18 protein-coding genes are annotated in these 17,368 nt (G+C 63.4%); 9 read left to right on the top strand and 9 right to left on the bottom strand.

From position 1 onward, the window contains the following. Window positions 1-6 precede the first annotated feature (6 nt). Genes LUB09_RS07765 through dksA form a run of 3 tightly spaced genes read right to left on the bottom strand, consistent with a single transcriptional unit; the run spans window position 7 to window position 2,288 of the window. Window positions 7-651, bottom strand: a complete 645-nt coding sequence (locus tag LUB09_RS07765; protein ID WP_231422263.1) for a DUF1826 domain-containing protein — start codon at window positions 649-651, stop codon at window positions 7-9. Then, window positions 651-1,856 (bottom strand): zinc metallochaperone GTPase ZigA, encoded by a 1,206-nt coding sequence (zigA, locus tag LUB09_RS07760; protein ID WP_231422262.1) that lies wholly within the window; start codon window positions 1,854-1,856, stop codon window positions 651-653. The genes LUB09_RS07765 and zigA overlap by 1 nt, the downstream gene beginning before the upstream one ends. 27 nt (window positions 1,857-1,883) lie before the next feature. Next, window positions 1,884-2,288: an RNA polymerase-binding protein DksA gene (gene dksA / locus LUB09_RS07755; protein WP_057006282.1), complete on the bottom strand. Its 405-nt coding sequence runs from the start codon at window positions 2,286-2,288 to the stop codon at window positions 1,884-1,886. Between the two features lie 125 nt (window positions 2,289-2,413). Here dksA and LUB09_RS07750 point away from each other — a divergent pair, with 125 nt between their 5' ends. Then, window positions 2,414-2,782: a glutamine synthetase gene (locus LUB09_RS07750; RefSeq protein ID WP_209986605.1), complete on the top strand. Its 369-nt coding sequence runs from the start codon at window positions 2,414-2,416 to the stop codon at window positions 2,780-2,782. Here the strand turns inward: LUB09_RS07750 and LUB09_RS07745 are convergent. Next, a complete protein-coding gene (locus LUB09_RS07745) occupies window positions 2,779-3,990 on the bottom strand; it encodes an N-acetylmuramoyl-L-alanine amidase (RefSeq protein ID WP_231422261.1) in 1,212 nt (403 codons plus the stop codon). The two genes, LUB09_RS07750 and LUB09_RS07745, sit on opposite strands and share 4 nt — an antisense overlap. Before the next feature lie 128 nt (window positions 3,991-4,118). On the opposite strand from LUB09_RS07745, the gene folE2 reads away from it, so the two are divergent. From folE2 to LUB09_RS07715, 6 genes are read left to right on the top strand one after another with little or no spacing between them, the layout of a single operon-like run. Next, window positions 4,119-5,009, top strand: a complete 891-nt coding sequence (folE2, locus tag LUB09_RS07740) for a GTP cyclohydrolase FolE2 (RefSeq protein WP_231422260.1) — start codon at window positions 4,119-4,121, stop codon at window positions 5,007-5,009. Further along, on the top strand, window positions 5,006-5,674 hold the full coding sequence (locus LUB09_RS07735) for a metal ABC transporter ATP-binding protein (RefSeq protein WP_231422259.1): 669 nt from the start codon (window positions 5,006-5,008) through the stop codon (window positions 5,672-5,674). Before folE2 ends, LUB09_RS07735 begins: the two co-directional genes overlap by 4 nt. Further along, window positions 5,674-6,540 carry a metal ABC transporter permease gene (locus LUB09_RS07730; RefSeq protein ID WP_231422258.1) on the top strand — a complete coding sequence of 289 codons (867 nt, stop codon included), beginning with the start codon at window positions 5,674-5,676 and terminating at the stop codon, window positions 6,538-6,540. The genes LUB09_RS07735 and LUB09_RS07730 overlap by 1 nt, the downstream gene beginning before the upstream one ends. A gap of 11 nt (window positions 6,541-6,551) precedes the next feature. Beyond that, entirely contained in the window at window positions 6,552-7,430 is an 879-nt protein-coding gene (locus LUB09_RS07725) for a metal ABC transporter substrate-binding protein (protein WP_231422257.1), read from the top strand. Then, window positions 7,427-7,987: a gamma carbonic anhydrase family protein gene (locus LUB09_RS07720; protein WP_003231797.1), complete on the top strand. Its 561-nt coding sequence runs from the start codon at window positions 7,427-7,429 to the stop codon at window positions 7,985-7,987. The genes LUB09_RS07725 and LUB09_RS07720 overlap by 4 nt, the downstream gene beginning before the upstream one ends. Window positions 7,988-7,990: 3 nt before the next feature. After that, entirely contained in the window at window positions 7,991-9,328 is a 1,338-nt protein-coding gene (locus tag LUB09_RS07715) for a dihydroorotase (protein WP_231422256.1), read from the top strand. A 20-nt stretch (window positions 9,329-9,348) separates the two neighbouring features. On the opposite strand, the gene LUB09_RS07710 is transcribed toward LUB09_RS07715, so the two are convergent. Next, window positions 9,349-9,870 carry a DUF3617 domain-containing protein gene (locus LUB09_RS07710; protein WP_015373352.1) on the bottom strand — a complete coding sequence of 174 codons (522 nt, stop codon included), beginning with the start codon at window positions 9,868-9,870 and terminating at the stop codon, window positions 9,349-9,351. Window positions 9,871-10,005: 135 nt separating this feature from the next. On the opposite strand from LUB09_RS07710, the gene cls reads away from it, so the two are divergent. Continuing rightward, the gene (cls, locus tag LUB09_RS07705; protein WP_231422255.1) at window positions 10,006-11,445 is read left to right on the top strand and encodes a cardiolipin synthase; all 1,440 of its coding nucleotides are present in this window, start codon (window positions 10,006-10,008) and stop codon (window positions 11,443-11,445) included. Window positions 11,446-11,784: 339 nt separating this feature from the next. Beyond that, on the top strand, window positions 11,785-12,207 hold the full coding sequence (locus LUB09_RS07700; RefSeq protein WP_231422254.1) for a hypothetical protein: 423 nt from the start codon (window positions 11,785-11,787) through the stop codon (window positions 12,205-12,207). Here LUB09_RS07700 and cfaB read toward each other — a convergent pair. From cfaB to hflC, 4 genes are all read right to left on the bottom strand, one after another. Then, window positions 12,195-13,382, bottom strand: a complete 1,188-nt coding sequence (gene cfaB / locus LUB09_RS07695) for a C17 cyclopropane fatty acid synthase CfaB (RefSeq protein WP_231422253.1) — start codon at window positions 13,380-13,382, stop codon at window positions 12,195-12,197. The two genes, LUB09_RS07700 and cfaB, sit on opposite strands and share 13 nt — an antisense overlap. Before the next feature lie 64 nt (window positions 13,383-13,446). Further along, the gene (locus LUB09_RS07690; RefSeq protein ID WP_231422252.1) at window positions 13,447-15,354 is read right to left on the bottom strand and encodes a cation-translocating P-type ATPase; all 1,908 of its coding nucleotides are present in this window, start codon (window positions 15,352-15,354) and stop codon (window positions 13,447-13,449) included. Continuing rightward, window positions 15,351-16,385: a protease modulator HflK gene (hflK, locus tag LUB09_RS07685; protein WP_231422251.1), complete on the bottom strand. Its 1,035-nt coding sequence runs from the start codon at window positions 16,383-16,385 to the stop codon at window positions 15,351-15,353. Before hflK ends, LUB09_RS07690 begins: the two co-directional genes overlap by 4 nt. Next, entirely contained in the window at window positions 16,382-17,365 is a 984-nt protein-coding gene (hflC, locus tag LUB09_RS07680; RefSeq protein WP_209986640.1) for a protease modulator HflC, read from the bottom strand. The genes hflK and hflC overlap by 4 nt, the downstream gene beginning before the upstream one ends. Window positions 17,366-17,368 lie beyond the last annotated feature (3 nt).

Genomic DNA, 17,368 nt, shown 5'->3' with positions numbered 1-17,368 from the left:
ACGCGGTTATGCCAGCCAATCCAGCGTCAGGATCAATCGGCGCTCGCCGGCTTTGAGGGCAGGCGAGCGATGAATCAGACCGTGCGCTTCGTTGCCATGCCATTGGGTGCCTTTGAGCAGGGCCACTTCGCCGCACTGGACCTGTTCGATGCGCTCGCTGGGTTCGGCCTCCGGCTGGCCGAGTGCGCGCCGGTCCATCACGCCCTCGCGCACCCATTGGCTGCCGATACCGGCGTAGGTGGTGATCAGCCGCACCGGCACATGGTCCACGTGAAAGCGCGGGCACATGGCTTTGTCCAGCAGCCGCAGGCGCACGCCGATACGTTTGGCCCCGAGCAGGCAGGCAAACGCGCTGACCAGCCATGACACATCGGCGATGAAGCCCTCATAGCCTTCAAGATCGCTGCAACTTGACGCCAGGCCCTGCAAGTTCGGCATCGCGTCTTCGCCACTGAGTTCGATGACCATGGAATCGGCCAGCGGCTCATCGAGCGCCACCAGCAACTGGCCGAATTCAGCAATATGCAGCGGCAGCTGACGCTGCCACAGCGCCAGGTTCACGCCGTCTTCGAGGATGTCGGACAGCGCCAGCGGGGTTTCTCCGCGCGTCTGGCGCACTACGGGACGCAGTTGGATGATCGGCGCAAGCATCAGGCGGCCTCTTCATACCAGGGGCCAAATGGATCGGCCAACACGCGCCATCCTTCGACGCCCAAGGCCATTTCTTCGTCGGTGAGCAAACAGGCATCCAGCTCGGCACGCATCAGTGCGAAATCGATGTTCTGCCCAATGAACACCAGTTCCTGACGGCAGTCGCCGGTGCTCAGCTGCCAGTTGCCCATGATCGCTGCGACGCTTTCCTTGTCCTCGGGCCACTGGCTTTTCGGCACGAAGCGCCACCAGCGTCCGGCAAAACCGTGACGCATCAAGCCACCGGCCTGGGACCAACTGCCCGCATCCTGATGCTTGCTGGCCAACCAGAAAAAACCCTTGGAGCGCAGCAGCTTGCCGTTGACCCAGGGACGGTCGATAAAGTCGAAAAAGCGCTGCGGGTGAAACGGGCGACGCGCGCGGTAAGCGGTGGACGCGATGCCGTACTCTTCGGTTTCCGGCACATGCTCGCCGCGCAACTCCTGCAGCCAGCCTGGGGCCTGGGCTGCGCGTTCGAAGTCAAAGCGGCCGGTGTTGAGGATCTTGTTCAGCGGCACGTCGCCCATGACCATCGGGATGATTTCGGCCTGGGCGTTCAGGCGTTCGAGGATGGCCATCAGCTCTTCGCGTTCGTGGCTGCTGATCAGGTCGATCTTGCTGATCAGGATGACGTCGGCGAATTCGATCTGTTCGATCAACAGGTCGGTGATGGAGCGCTCGTCGTCTTCGCCCAGGGTTTCGCCGCGTGAGGCCAGGCTTTCAGCCGCCTGGTAATCGAGCAGGAAGTTCATGCCATCAACCACGGTGACCATGGTGTCCAGCCGCGCGATATCCGCCAGGCTTTGGTCGTTTTCATCGCGAAAAGTGAAGGTTTCAGCCACCGGCAGCGGTTCGGAAATGCCGGTGGACTCGATCAGCAGGTAATCGAACCGGCCCTCTTTGGCGAGCTTGCTGACTTCTTCGAGCAGGTCTTCACGCAAGGTGCAGCAGATGCAGCCATTGCTCATCTCCACCAGCTTTTCTTCGGAACGGTTGAGGGTGACGTCGCGCTGAACTTCGCTGCCGTCGATGTTGATTTCGCTCATGTCGTTGACGATCACCGCCACCCGCAGGTTTTCGCGGTTGCGCAGGACATGGTTGAGCAGCGTGCTTTTACCGGCGCCGAGAAAGCCGGACAACACGGTCACGGGGAGACGATTGTGCATCAGGTTTTCCTCATCAGGGTTGGCCGGTCAAACAGCCCGTTTATGGCGTTCGCGCAGCTCTTCACGTTCTTTGGCTTCGATACACAGGGTGGCGGTGGGGCGCAGCAGCAAGCGTTGCAGGCCGATCGGTTCACCGGTTTCCCGGCACCAGCCGTATTCGCCACGCGCCAGCAACTCGAGGGCGTCGTCGATCTTGTCCAGCAGCTTCTTTTCCCGCTCCAGCAGGCGCAGTTGCCATTGGCGCTGTTCTTCGGCACTGCCCACATCGGCGGGGTCGCTGTTGGTTTCCTGCTCGCGCAGCACCAAAAATTCGGCTTCGATGCGCACTTGCAACGCCTTGCGTTGGGCCATCAACAACGCACGGAAGAAGCTTTGCTGGGCTTCATTCATGTAATCGTCAGGCGATTGGGCCAGGAGTTCTTGTTCAGTCATGGGCAGCGGTTCACGCGTGGGGCTGGCTTTTAATGTTATAGCATAACAACTCAAATAAGCCAATCCCCTTGTCTGCGGCGACGAAGGGCGCAATGCTTGCCCACTGTTCACTCCCGAGAAACCTTATGAAATACCTGGTGTGCGCCCTGTTATTGGCAACGGCAGGACCGGCCTGTGCCGAGGTTCCGAACCTGCTGGCCAACTGCACGCGCAGCGCCACCCTGCTGGCCTGCGTCGATCCGCTGGGCAATGCCTACAGCGTGGCCACGGTGGGCAGCACCACGTATCTGCGCGGGTTCGAGGTGATCGGCAAACGTTACTGGGCACAGACCAACAGCCGTTACGGGCAACTGACGTTCTTTACCGGGCTGGCCTCCGATGGCGAGGCGTGGGTGGGCTACACGCGGCGCGTGGGCTGGACGACGATCAACCGGTTTTCCAGTTCAGGTGGGGCCAGCGCTAAATTCACCTGCAGCCGGATAACCGGCTGCTAGACCTGGCCGTTCTTCTGTTCCTGGACCCACGCCATGTAGCTGTTCATGGGCGGGTTCTTCTGGAAATATTTTTTCAGGCCCTCGAACAACCCATCCGCCACCGCCTGTTGATGACGCGCAGTGACCAGCCGCGCACTGTCCCGTGCGTTGGAGATGAACCCGGTTTCCACCAGGATCGATGGCACGTCAGGTGACTTGAGCACCGCAAATCCTGCCTGTTCCACGCGCTTTTGATGCAGGCTGGTAATACCCTCCAGGCTGCCCAGGATCGAGTGGCCCAGTTGCAGGCTGGACGCGATGGTGGCGTTCATCGACATGTCGAGAATCACCCCGGCCAGCATCGGGTCCTTGTCCTTGAGGTTCAGCAGGCTGGTGGCGCCCAGCAGGTCGGCACCGTTTTCCCGCTGCGCCATGAACCGCGCGGTGGCGGACGTGGCGCCGCCTTCGGACAACGCATACACCGAGGCGCCCGACGCGGTGATACGCGGCGCCGCATCCGCATGCACCGAGATGAACATGTCGGCATTGTGTTTGTGCGCAATCTCCACGCGCTTGCGCAGGGGCACGAAGAAGTCGTCGTTGCGCACCAGCTTCACGTCAAAGCCCTTCTCGCGCTTCAAGCGTTTGGCCAGCAGTTGGGCAATCGACAACACCACGTCTTTTTCGCGCTGGCCCTTGGAGCCCACGGCGCCCGGGTCCTTGCCGCCGTGGCCGGGGTCGACCACCACAATGATGTCGCGCCGGGGGTGGGTTTTATCCACAGGCGCCACCCACGGCGCGGGTTCGGCGGCGATCTGCCGCGGTGCATGGGTAATGCCGCTGAGGTCCAGCACCAGGCGATGGCCCTGGCCGTCCTGAGGCGGTAACAGGAAGCTGTTGAGCTGCATCGGTGAGGCCAGGTCCAACACGATCCGTGTGTCGTTGGTGCCGAAGTGCCCCGAGCGAATCGAGGTAATCCCGCTGTTCTTCAGCATCAGCTGAGAGAAATCACCCGTCAGACCGGCGCCGCTCAAGTCGATGATCACGCGCTCCGGGGCAGTCAGGGAAAAGGTCTTGTATTGCACCGGCCCGCTGAGATCGAACACCAGCCGCAGCTTGTCTGCCGAGCGCCACAAGCGGGCGTTGCGAATCTGCGTAGCGTGGGCCGCGAACGGCAGGGTAAATAACGGGCTGACCAGGAGCAGGTTGAGGAGCTGACGTCTGTGCATGACCTATACCGCAAATAAAGGAGCGTCCCTGCTCGACATGACTGAGCAAAACCTGGAGCAGAAAATTAATCGTCGACCTTGTCGTTATACTATAACATGTCTAAATATTTCCAACGACGGACCTGCTCATGAATGCGCTGACTCTGCCGGATATCGCCGCGCAGGCTTCACGCCAGGCCATGCCACTGGACTGGGTGGGCATGTGCGGCATCGCCCTGCCCATCCTGTTCGACGGCCAACGTCTGCCTGCCACCGCCGACGCCGGCGTGAGCCTGGATGACGGCACCGCCCGTGGCATTCACATGTCACGCCTGTACCTGGCGCTGGAGCTGCTCGACCAGCAAACCCTCACGCCTGCACTTCTGCGCAATGTACTGCAGCGCTTTCTCGACAGTCATGAAGATTTATCTAAGAACGCCTACCTGCGCATCCACACCGATTTGCTGCTCAAACGCCCGGCCTTGGTCAGCCCTCTGGCAGGCTGGAAACGCTATCCGGTGAGCATCGAAGCGCGTCTGGAAAATCAGATGTTCCACGTGGAACTAAAAATTGACGTGAGTTACTCCTCAACCTGCCCTTGCTCCGCTGCCCTCGCCAGGCAGTTGATTCAACGGCAGTTTCTCGATGACTTCGGTGACAAGCCGCTGCAGCACGAAGCCGTAATGACCTGGCTCGGCAGCGCCAATGGCATCGTTGCCACGCCCCACAGCCAACGCAGCAGTGCGCAACTGCATGTCGAACTGCAAGGCGAGCACCTGCCATTGGTCGACCTGATCAACGGCGCCGAAGCCGCCCTTGGCACCGCCGTACAAACCGCCGTAAAGCGTGCAGACGAACAAGCCTTCGCCCTGGCCAATGGGCAGAACCTGATGTTCTGCGAAGACGCCGCCCGCCGCCTGAACCTCGCCTTGAAACGCTCGGACGCCGTCAAAGCCTTCCACCTCAAAGTGATCCACGCCGAAAGCCTGCACGCGCACGATGCCGTGGCCGAAAGCCGCTGGACGAGAAACCCTGCATGATCACCTGCACTGCCCTGCGCTGGGGCGCCCCCGGCCAACCGCTCACACCCGCCATCGATTTCACCCTGGAAAAAGGCAGCCTCACCGGCGTCGTAGGCCCCAATGGCTGCGGCAAGAGCAGCCTGCTCAAAGTCATCGCCGGCTTGCAGAAACCGCTGGCCGGGAAAGTCGTCGTGGAAGTGCCACGCCGTGGCGGCCTGGCGTTCCTGCCCCAGCAGCAACAGCTCGACCGCCAGTTCCCGATCAACCTGCAGGAACTGGTCGCCGCCGGTTTCTGGGGCGCGCGGCTTTCTGCTGCGCAGCGCAGCGAACGCCTGCAAGCGGTGCTCGAAGACTGGTGCCTCAGCGGCCTGGAGCTGCGCCCGTTGATGGCGTTGTCCGGCGGCCAATTGCAACGTGCCCTGCTTGCCCGCATGAGCCTGGCCGACTCGCCCGTGCTGCTGCTCGACGAGCCCCACGCCGCCCTCGACGAAGAAGGCCAGGCGCTGTGCTGGAATCACATTCACGCCTGGCATGCCGAAGGTCGCACGGTGGTGGTCGTTTGCCACGACCTGGCCTCGGTGCGTCATCACACCCAGAAGGTGCTGCAGATCAAAAGCAACGGCTGCGTGTTCGGCTCGAGCAAAGAGCTGATTCGCGCGCAACCTCAGATGCAGGTGGCCTGATGCATTTTGCCGCTCACCTGTGGATGCCGTTTCTCGATTTTGTGTTCATGCGTCGCGCCCTCATCGGCGGCCTGGTACTGGCCTGCAGCACTGCGCCGCTGGGGGTGTTCCTGATCCTGCGGCGTATGAGCCTGATCGGTGACGCCGTCGCCCACGGCATCCTGCCCGGCGCGGCACTGGGCTTCTGGTTCGCCGGGCTGAGCCTGCCCGCGCTGACCATCGGCGGTCTCGGCGCCGGCCTGAGCATGGCCGGCCTGTCGGCGTGGATCACCCGTCGCACCGGCCTGCGCGAAGACGCCAGCCTGGCCGCCATCTACCCCATCTCCCTCGCCGCCGGCGTGCTGATCCTCGGCATCGCCGGCAAACGCCTGGACCTGCTGCACCTGTTGTTCGGCTCCGCCCTGGCGGTGGACGAAACCACCCTCACCGGCATGCTCTGGGTCTCCAGCTTCAGCCTGCTCGCCATGGCACTGATCTACAAACCGCTGCTGCTGGACACGCTGGATCCGCTGTTCCTGCAAACCGTCAGCCGCCTGGGGCCACTGGCCCACGGCTTATTCCTGACCCTGGTGGTGCTGAACCTGGTGATCGGCTTCCAGGCCATCGGCGCATTGATGGTGGTGGGCCTGATGATGCTGCCGGCCATCGCCTCACGTTTCTGGAGCCGGCGCCTGCCGGTGTTGATCGCAATATCGGCGGTGCTGGGATGCCTGTCGGTATGGCTTGGCTTGTTGCTGTCGTTTTACTACTCGCTGCCCAGCGGCCCGGCCATCGTGCTGGTGGCTGGCGGCGCGTATCTGCTGTCCGTGGTCTTTGGTCCGGTGCACGGCCTGCTGCGCCGCCCGCCCTTGCTTACATCCCAATGAGGTGTTTCCCGATGCGCGCTCTACTCGTGCTGTTCAGCCTGCTGCTGCCGCTGTCGATGGCCCATGCCGCCGACAAACTCCAGGTGGTCACCAGCTTCAGTATTCTCGATGACATCACCCACCAGATCGGTGGCGATCACATCCAGATCAGCAACATGGTCGGCCCCGACGCCGACGCCCACACCTACGAACCCACGCCGGATGATGCCAAGGCGCTGCTCAAGGCCAAACTGATCATCAAGAACGGCCTGGGCTTCGAGCCGTGGCTGGACCGCCTGATCACCAGCACCGAAACCAAGGCCACGGTGGTCACCGCCAGCAAAGGCGTGATTTCCCACACCATGGACGAAGACGGCGAAACCATTCCCGACCCGCACGCCTGGCACAACCTGGCCAATGCCGAAATCTACGTGAACAACATCACCAAGGCCCTGATCGCTGCCGACCCGGCCAACCAGGCCGACTACCAGCGCAACAGCCAGGCCTACCTGAAAGAAATCTACCGCCTGCTGGCTGAAGCCAAGGCCAAGTTCGGCGCACTGCCTGCGGGTAACCGCCGCATCGTCACCTCCCATGACGCCTTTGGTTACCTGGGCCAGGCCTACGGTATTCAGTTCCTCGCGCCCCAGGGCTTGTCCACCGAGCGTGAACCGTCCGCCGCCGAAGTGGCTGCGCTGATCACGCAGATCCGCAAAGACAAGGTCAAGGCCGTGTTCATGGAAAACATCAAGGACTCGCGCCTGCTCAAGCAGATCGCTGACGAAAGCGGTGCGCAGATCGGCGGCACGCTTTACTCAGACGCCTTGGCCGCCGAAGGCCCTGCCAGCACCTTCACCGGGTTGTTCGAATACAACCTCAACACGCTTTGTGCAGCGTTGAGCAAACCATGATCCGTAAAAATCCCTCGGGCGACCTGCCGGTCATTGCCGAATCGGCCTACGTCGATAAGACCGCAATCATCTGCGGCAAAGTCATCATCGGCGAGAACGTGTTCGTCGGCCCCTACGCCGTGATCCGCGCCGACGAAGTCGACGCCAGCGGCGCCATGGACCCCATCACCATTGGCGCCAACTCCAACATCCAGGACGGCGTGGTCATCCACTCCAAATCCGGTGCGGCGGTGACCATCGGCGAGTTCACGTCCATCGCGCACCGCTCCATCGTCCACGGCCCCTGCACGGTGGGTGACCGCGTGTTTATCGGCTTCAACAGCGTGCTGTTCAATTGCGTCGTCGGCGACGGCTGCGTGGTGCGCCACAACTCGGTGGTCGACGGTCGCGATTTGCCCGACGCGTTCTACGTGCCCTCCACTACCCGCATCGGGCCGAATACCGACCTGTCGCAATTCCCGCCGGTGAGTGTCAGCGCCTCGGAGTTTTCCGAAGACGTGGCCCGTACCAACGTCGACCTGGTGCGAGGTTATAAAGCCCTGCAAAACGAGTTCTGAACCATGACCCGCCTGTTGATCCGCAACGCCCGCCTGGTGAACGAAGGCCAGGCATTCGACGCCGATGTATGGGTCGCCAATGGCCGCATCGAGAAAATCGCCAGCAGCATCGAGGATTGTAAGGCGCCCCTGGCGATTGACGCTCAGGGTCAATGGCTGCTGCCGGGCATGATTGACGATCAGGTGCACTTTCGTGAACCTGGCGCGCCGGAAAAAGGCAGCTTCTACAGCGAATCAAGGGCAGCGGTGGCCGGTGGCATCACCAGCTTCATGGACATGCCCAATACCCGTCCGGCCACGCTGACCCTCGAAGCACTGGCCGACAAGAAACGCCGCGCCGGCCTGCATTCGGTGGCCAACTATGGTTTTCACTTTGGCGTCAGCAACGACAACCTCGACACCGTGGCGGCTCTGGACCCGCGCGAAGTGGCCGGGGTCAAGGTGTTCATGGGCGCGTCCACCGGCAATATGCTGGTGGACGACCCACGGATACTGGAGCGCCTGTTCGCCGAAGTGCCGACTATTCTGCTGGCCCACTGCGAACACACCCCCAGCATCCTGATCAACGAGCAGCGCCTGCACGAGCGCTTCGGTGACCACATCCCGGCCGTCGCCCACCCGCTGATTCGCGACGCCGAGGCCTGTTATCGCTCATCGTCCCTGGCGGTGGAGCTGGCCCGGCGGCATGGCACGCGCCTGCACGTATTGCACCTCACCAGCGCCCGCGAGCTGGCGCTGTTTGAAGACAAACCCCTGGCCGATAAACGCATCACCGCCGAAGTGTGCGTGCATCACCTGCTGTTCGATGACCGCGACTATGCGCGGCTGGGCCATCAAATCAAATGCAACCCGGCGATCAAGAACCGTGTCGACCGCGACGCGCTGCGCCAGGCCTTGCTGAGTGATCGTCTGGATGTGATCGGCACCGACCACGCGCCCCATACCTGGGCGCAAAAACAGTTGGGCTATCGCGAAGCGCCGTCGGGCTTGCCGCTGGTGCAGCATGCGCTGCCGGCGTTGATGGAGTTGGTGGCCGACGGCCTGCTGCCCATCACCACGCTGGTCGCCAAGACCAGCCACCGGGTAGCCGACCTGTTCGCTATCCCGGATCGCGGCTATCTGCGCGAGGGTTACTGGGCCGACCTGGTGCTGATCAAACCAGAGCCAGAGGGCAAGCCGGTGAGTGACGAGCCGATTCTGGCACGCTGCGGCTGGACGCCATTCGCCGAGCGCCGCTTTCGCCACAGCGTCAGCACCACCCTGGTCTCCGGTCACCTGGCGTGGCACAACGGCCAGGTGGTCGAGAGCTGCCAGGGTTTACCGCTGCACTTCCTGAGGTAGGCTGAGGTAGGCGCAGCCGGTTATGCGCGAGGCTTGACGGTGCCGCAGTCATTGCCCAGCCATTGGGCGTGGCTGTCCAGGCTGCCTTTTTGCTGGATGCCGGTGGCATTGAAGGTGCCGTTGACCGTGGTGGTGAAGGCCTTCTGGCTCTGGAAGGTCGCCACGCCAGTGCCTTGGGCTTTCGGGCAACTGAAGCGGAATTTCCACTGGTTGCCGGTCTTCTCGGTGATTTGCTGCTTGCAACCCGATTGCGGGTCGGTCAGCGGGATGGAGTCGGTCGCCACCTGGGCGGGCGTGAGACACACCTGCACGCCTTTACCGGCCATGGTAATGCCCTGCTTTTCGAGCATGGCGCGCTGTTCGGGGGTCATCTGTTGCTTGAGCTGACCGAGGATCAGCGACAGGTCCGGCAGGTCCTGGTTATCGACCTTCATATTGCTGGTGGTCAATTCCCACAAGCCCGGCGCCAGCATCTGCGCCTGTGCCGCCACCGGCAGCGCTAAACCAACAACCATGGACAAACACAGCAGACGAGCCTTCATCGGGTAACTCCTGGGTAATTGTGGGCGTTAGACGCCGCGGACGTGACAGTGTTGCACGGCAAATAAAATAGCGACATTCGTGGCCGAACATGGTCTGTTACGCACTGCACTGGATTGTCTGGAGTATCGCCGTTCATGGATTTTTTTGGCCCGCACCTGCTCGCCTACTTCATCGCCACGCTGCATTTTTTCGGGACACTCGCCGCGATCCACGCGGTGCTGACGGTGCGCACCGCTCAAGGCTCGATCGCCTGGGCGCTGTCGCTGATGTTCATGCCGTACCTCACGCTTGTCCCCTACCTGATCTTTGGCCGCAGCACGTTCGATGCGTACATCCAGGCGCGTCGCCAGGCCAACCAGGAAATGCACACCGCCATCAATGAGCTGAACTGGCGCCCGTGGGTCGAGGAAGCCCTGGCCGCGCGCAATTCCGCCGCCTACACCTCCCTGCGTGCCATGCCCAAACTGGGACGCATGCCGTGCCTGGCCAATAACCAGGTGCGCCTGCTGATCAACGGCGAGGCTACCTTCAGCGCGATTTTCGACGCCATTCGCGGCGCAAAATCCGCCGTGCTGTTCCAGTTCTTCATCATTCACGACGATGCGCTGGGCCGCCAACTGCACGCCCTGCTCAAGGCGAAGGCCGCCGAAGGGGTCGACATCCATGTGCTCTATGACCGCATCGGCAGCCACGCCCTGCCCCATCGCTACGTGCAGTCGCTGCGTGACGCCGGAGTGAAGGTCAAGGCGTTCGCCACCCGCAGCGGCTGGCTCAATCGCTTCCAGGTCAACTTCCGTAACCACCGCAAAATCGTGGTAGTGGATGGCGTTACCGGGTTTGTGGGCGGGCATAACGTGGGTGATGAATACCTCGGCAAAAAGCCGCCGCTGGCGCCCTGGCGCGATACTCACGTGCAGGTTGTCGGCCCGGTGGTAGCGTGCCTGCAGGAGTCATTCGCCGAAGACTGGTTCTGGGCCGCGCGGGAGTTGCCACCCCTGATCCTGCCGGACACCTACCCCGAAGACGGCGTGCTCTGCCAACTGCTCGCCAGTGGCCCGGCAGACCCGTATGAAACCTGCTCGCTGTTCTTCGTCGAAGCCATCCATGCCGCCACCGAACGGGTCTGGATTACCACCCCGTATTTCATCCCCGACGAAGCCGTGTTCGCTGCGCTGCGCCTGGCGGTACTGCGCGGCGTCGATGTGCGCATCCTGCTGCCATCGCGCCCCGACCATCGCATCGTGTATGCCGCGTCCAGCCTGTACGCCATCGAAGCGGTGCGCGCCGGCGTGCGGGTGTTTCGCTACACGCCCGGTTTTCTGCACCAGAAAGTGGTGCTGGTGGACGGCGAAATCAGCGCCATCGGCAGCGCGAACATGGACAACCGTTCTTTCCGGCTGAATTTCGAGGTGATGTTGCTCACGGTTGACGAGGCCTTCGCCAAACAGGTGGAGCAGATGCTGCTGGAAGATTTCGCCCAGGCCCATGAGATGAGCCTGGCGGAAAGCCGCGAGACCCGGCGCCTGCAGCAACTGGGCATGCGGATCGCGCGGCTTATTTCACCGATTCTCTAACCGCCAACCCAACGTCCTGTGGGAGGGGGCCTGAAATGTCAGGCAACCACACCCTGTGGCAAGCGGGCTGTCGTGGCGAGCGGGCTTGTTGTGGCGAGCGGGCTTGCCCCGCGTTGGGGTGCGAAGCGCCCCCCAATCAAGCAAAACGCGGTGTACCTGATACGGCTCAGCGCCTGGCTTTGGGGCTGCTGCGCAGCCCAACGCAGGACAAGCCTGCTCGCCACAGGGAATCTGCGCTTAACTGAACGGCATTAGGGCAAGCCCGCTCGCCACAATAGGCACGCTCACCACAGAGGCGGTTTAGAATCAGGCCGTCTCCCTCGATAAGGAACGCAGACCATGCAAGACAACGCTGTCACGATCCCTGTGGAACTGGGTGCGCCCACTTACAAAATCGATTTGCTCTACGCCGTGCTCTACGAAGCCAAACCGTTCACGGACGCAGTGCTGCTTCTCTACGATAACGGCGTGTACAAAATACTCTCGCCTGGCGAAAACCATTACGGCGTCTACGTCACAAAGGGGCACGTGGACGGCGGCACCTGGGAGATGACCTTCATCTCGCTGCCCCATGCCGACTGGTACGACAACGTCGCGCTGCACACGCTCACCTTCGACAAACCCGCGATGACGTTCGGGCAGCAAGCCTACCTGCCTTCAGACCCGAACATTCCCAAGCAGCACGGCACCTTCCAGATACACCCGAATGACATCGTCGACCCACGCGATATCTCGTGGGACGACCTGCCTCATCCTCGATAAATATCGTCACGCGTCCACGGCAGTTCATGGCTGCCGTCCGCATGGGGCTTGAGCGCAAGAATCTGATGCAGATTGATCCAACCCCGTGCAAACGCGTATGCGCATCCGGCCAGGTACAAGCGCCAGATGCGCAGCGCCTGCTCCGGCACCATCCGCGCCGCCGCTTCCAGGTTGTCTTCCAGGCGTTCGCTCCAGTGGTCCAGGGTGCGCGCGTAGTGCAGACGCAGGCTTTCGACGTCGACCACTTCCAGCCCAGCGTCACTGATCTCGGCGGTCATCATCGCCAAATGCGGCAGCTCACCGTTGGGGAACACATAACGCCCGATAAACTCACCGGCGCCACGCCCCACCGGGCGACCGTCGGTGTGCCTGGCGGTGATGCCATGGTTCATCACCAGGCCACCTTCGCGCACCGCGCCAAACAGCGTCTTGCAGTATTGCGTGAGGTTGGCATGGCCGACGTGTTCGAACATGCCCACGCTCACCACCTTGTCAAAACGCCCGTCCTGGGGCAGGTCGCGGTAATCGAGCAGTTGCAGGTCGACCTGGTCTTCCAGTCCTTCGGCTTTCACCCGCTCACGCGCCAGGGCCAATTGCGCCTTGCTCAGGGTGATGCCCAACACGTTCACCCCGAACTCACGCGCGGCATACCGTGCCAGTCCGCCCCAGCCGCACCCTACGTCCAGCAGGTATTCGCCGGGCTGCAAGCGCAACTTGCGGCACAGGTGGCGAAATTTGTCCTGCTGGGCCTGGTCGATGGATTCGCTGCCGGTTTCGAAATAGCCGCAGGAGTACGCCATGTCCTGATCCAGCCACAGCTGGTAGAACTCATTGGAGAGGTCGTAATGGTAGGAAATGGCCGCCGCATCGGTGGCCTTGTCGTGAATCGAGCGCACCGGACGAGTGTCCTCGTCATCGTCGATCAGGGCGTGACTCAGCTCGTCACACACCCGGATGACGTCGGTGATGGAGCCTTCCAGCTCGAGCTTGCCCTCGACGAACGCCTCGCCCAGCGAGTCGAGCGTGGGGTGGGTCAGCTGTGTGACGACAGTGGGGTCCTTCACCACAATGGTCACACTGGGCTCGGGGCCCAGGTTGAATTCATGGCCATCCCAGAGTCGCAGACGCAGCGGGAGCTGAAGATTCTGTAAGGCCGGTGGAAGTTGCGCGAGCATGAGTAGTCCCCCCTTGTTCAGAAGTCCGAATTGAGGGTAGACCATCCGCAGACAAAGTAGGAGGCTATCTATCTACCAGCGGACTGCCGGCATCCTCTTCAAGCTTCAACAGTGGCTCCTGGAAACGCAGCAACCGCCCCGCGTTGCCCAGCACCAGCAAGGTGCTGAGGTTATGCAGCACCGCCGCAATCATGGCGCCTGCAGCGCCCAGCCAGCCAAACGCGGCGAACACCACAATGGCAAGCGTCCAGCCCAGACCGATGATCACGTTGACCTGCAACGTGCGCCGGCATTGGCGACTCAGCCGCACGCAGGTGCCGAGGCGACGCAGGTCGCTGCCGATCAGCACCACGTCCGCCGAGGCCAGGGCGATATCCGCGCCCCCCGCGCCCATCGCCACGCCGACCACACCCGCCTTGAGCGCCAGCGAGTCGTTGATGCCGTCGCCCACCACCATCGGCCGAAAGCCGCTGCCGATTTCGCCCAGCACACGGTTGAGCTTGTCTTCCGGCAGGGCCTGGGCTTGCACGTCGCTGATGCCCACCTGCGCCGCCAGGCTGTCGGCCACGCTCTGGCGGTCGCCGGTGAGCAGCAATTGCCGGCCCAGGCCCAGTTCGCGCAGTTCCTGCAGGGCCTGGCGCGCTTCCGGCTTGACGCTGTCGGCCAGCAGCAGCCAGGCCAGGAACCGCCCGTTCAGTGCCAGCCCGGCAATCGGGCCATCGTGACGGGGAACCGGCGTGGTCACGATGCCCAACTGCTCCAACAATTCCGGCCGCCCCAGCGCGGCTTCGCCCTCCCCGGTCTGTGCAACCACACCGAGGCCCTGACGCTCGCGAATATCGGTCAGCGCCGGCAACTGCGTGCCCAGCCCCGCCAACGCACGGCTGACCGGGTGACTGCTGGCCGAACCGAGGCTGGCCGCCAGGTTGAGCACCGCCGCGCGGTCCGTAGATGCGCCCTCAATGGACTGCAACCGCAGGGTGCCAAAGGTCAGCGTGCCGGTCTTGTCGACCACCAATGAGGTGAGATCGGCCAATTCCTCCAGAAACGCCGAGCTGCGAATCAGAATGCCATGGCGCGCCGCCACCGCAATGCCGGCAATCGCCGTGGCCGGCGCCGACAGCACCAGGGCGCAGGGGCACGCCGCCACCAGCACCGCGAGCATCGCCTGGGCGTCGTTGGTCACAAACCAGGTCACGGCCGCCAGCAACAGCACCAGCACCATATAGCTGCCGGCGTAACGCTCCAGCAACCGAGTGATCGGCGGCTTGGCGCGCTCGGCGTTCTGCATCAGGGCGATGACTTTGCCCAGGGTCGACTCATCGCCGGTGCGCGTTACTTCCAGGCGCAGCAGGCCGTCGAGGTTGATCGCACCGCCAAACACCTGTACCCCGGCCGAAGCCTCCAGGGGCACCGACTCGCCGGTAATCGGCGCCGTGTCCAGGCTCGCCTGGCCCGACAGCACCACGCCATCGGCAGGCACGCGGTCGCCGGCGCGCACTTCAACGATATCGCCGGTATTGAGCGTACCGTTATCCACTTCCACGATGCTGCCATCGGCCTGCACCCGGCGCGCCTGGCTGCGGGTGAGCTTGCCCAGGGCATGAATCGCCTCCTGGGAGCCGATGACGCTGCGCTCTTCCAGCACATGCCCGAAAATCATGATGATCGGCAGCAGCGCGGCGGTCAGCAGATCGCCCGTGGCCCAGGCGCCGAGCATGGCCAGGGCGATCAATTGGTCAGTGATGCCGTGCAGGCTGGGGAAGCGCAGGCTGTACCAGGCCGAACGCATCACCGGCACAGCCACCAGCAGCGAGGCCACGCCCAGCAGCAGTTGGCTGACACCGCTCTGGTCGGGGGCCAGCCAGCGCCAGACCAGACCCAATATCAGCAAGCCCAAAGCCAGCATCGCCAGGGTCAATTGCCGTGCGGCGCTGCGCTGCTCGGCGGACGTCAGCATGGAATCGCTCATTTCTCGGCGCCCTGAATGATCAAGCGGGAGTCGTCCCTGGGATCGACCGTGGTCACGGAACCGGCCTGGCCGAGGATCTTCGGCAAGCGTTCGCGGTACAGGCGCAGCATCAACCCAGGGTCTTTGACCTGGGCCAGGCTGGCGACGGTGGCGGTTTGCGCCTGGGCGCTGGCCAGACGTTCGCTGGCCTGGGCGTGGGCGACCTGCACCACGCGGTCGGCCTGCTGGTTGGCGGCCTGGGTCAGTTTTTCCGCGTCGGTGCGCGCATTGGCCACGGCCTTGTCGGCTTGCTGGCTGGCGGTAAGTACCGCGTTGAAGGCGTTTACCGCCGGGCCCGGCAGGCTGGACTGCACGTCGACACGGGTCACTTCGATGCCCAGGCCCAGGCCGCTGGCGGCCAACTCGGCCAGGCGCTTGTTGATGCCTTGCACCAGGTCACCGCGCAGCCGCTCGCGGCGTTCGGCGGCGCCGTTATCGCTGCCGATCAGTTCCGGGCGCGCCACCAGGATGGTGTCCAGGTCGCGCGCAGCGGTCAGGGCCACGGCGCTGCGCGTCACCAGCCGATCCAGCGCGGGCAGCACATGATCGCCCTGTAACACGAACGCATAGGGTTCGCTGACCTTGTAGAACACCCGCACATCCAGCTGCACCACGCCGGCATCGCCGGTCAACAGATAGCCGGAGCCGGCCAGGGCGTCACTCAAGGGCGTGGCAAAACTGGCCACGCGGTCGGCCTGCAGCGCCGCATCCGAACGCAGCAGGTTGTCCACCCGGCGCTCGATCACGCGGTCGGCGGCCGGCAGCAGCACCACCTGCTCGAAGGGTTGCGGCCACGCCAACAACAGGCCGGCGTTCTGAATGCGGTCCAGGGCGCCGAAGTGCAGCACCACGGCGCGGTTCTGCGGGTCGATCTGGCGCACATTGGAAAATGCCCAGGCCAATGCCGCCAACACCGTCACCGCGTACAGCGCAAAAAAGGTCAGGCGCCCGGCCTGGACCCATGGGCCGTCCGGGCCGTCACCCTCGCTCATGGTTGAACGTCCCTGGGCCCATCGACCAGCGCACGAAACGGCGCCGCGTCGGTGCGCAGGATGATTTTGGTGCCCGGTGTCACCACCGTGCCCAAGGTATCCAGCGAGCGCAGCAGGTTGTACAGCTGGGGATTGCCGGCATAGGCGCGGCCGTAGATCTGTGCGGCTTCAACCCGCGATTGCGCTTCGATGTCAGCGGCTTTCACCGTGGCATCGGCCTGCATGATGCGTGCGTCGCGCTCGGCCGCCGAGCGAATCTGCGCGGCCTCGCGCTTGCCCACGGCGGTGCGCTCGGTGGCGATGGTTTCGCGTTCGGCGCGCATGCGGTCGACGGTGGCGGTGAGGGTCACCGAGGGCAACGTCAGCCGTTCGATGCCGACCTGCGCCACGCGCACGCCGTAGGTGGTGAGCAATTGTTGATCGATCTGCTGGCGCAACTGCGCCTCGAATTCGGCGATGCGCACTTGGCCGGCGTCAGTGTTGATCAGGCTGGACAGGTCAAAACTGGCGGCCGTGGTTTCCAGCGCCGAGCCGACAAAGGTGCGAATCTGCCGCGCCGCTTCATCGGGCTGGTTCTGCACCGCGCGCATGAAGCGCTGCACGTTGTCGGCATCGCCCTGCACCTGCCACGCCACGTAGGCCTGCACGATAATGCGCAGGCCATCGCGGGTGCCCACGTCCTGCAGGCCGCTGGAGGTGGTACGCAAGCGCAGATCCACCGGAATGGCTGCCTCGAACGGCGCTGGCCAGCGCCAGCCCAGGCCCGGCGCCAGCAGCACCCGCGACGGGTTGCCGAAGCGGGTGATCACCGTGGCCTCGCCGGAGCGCACCTGTACCAGGCTCGCCGCCGCCACGGCAAACAGCACCAGCAGCGCGGCCCAGGCCATGCGCCGCCACGGAAACGGGCCCGCCGCCTGCTCATCGCCGTGATGAGGGTGGTGGTGATGGCCGTGATGATGATCGTGAGAATGAGCGCCCAACAG

The sequence above is a fragment of the Pseudomonas sp. Leaf59 genome, from assembly GCF_920984685.1.
Classification (GTDB): Bacteria; Pseudomonadota; Gammaproteobacteria; order Pseudomonadales; family Pseudomonadaceae; genus Aquipseudomonas.
This window is presented reverse-complemented; position numbering and strand designations above follow the sequence as displayed.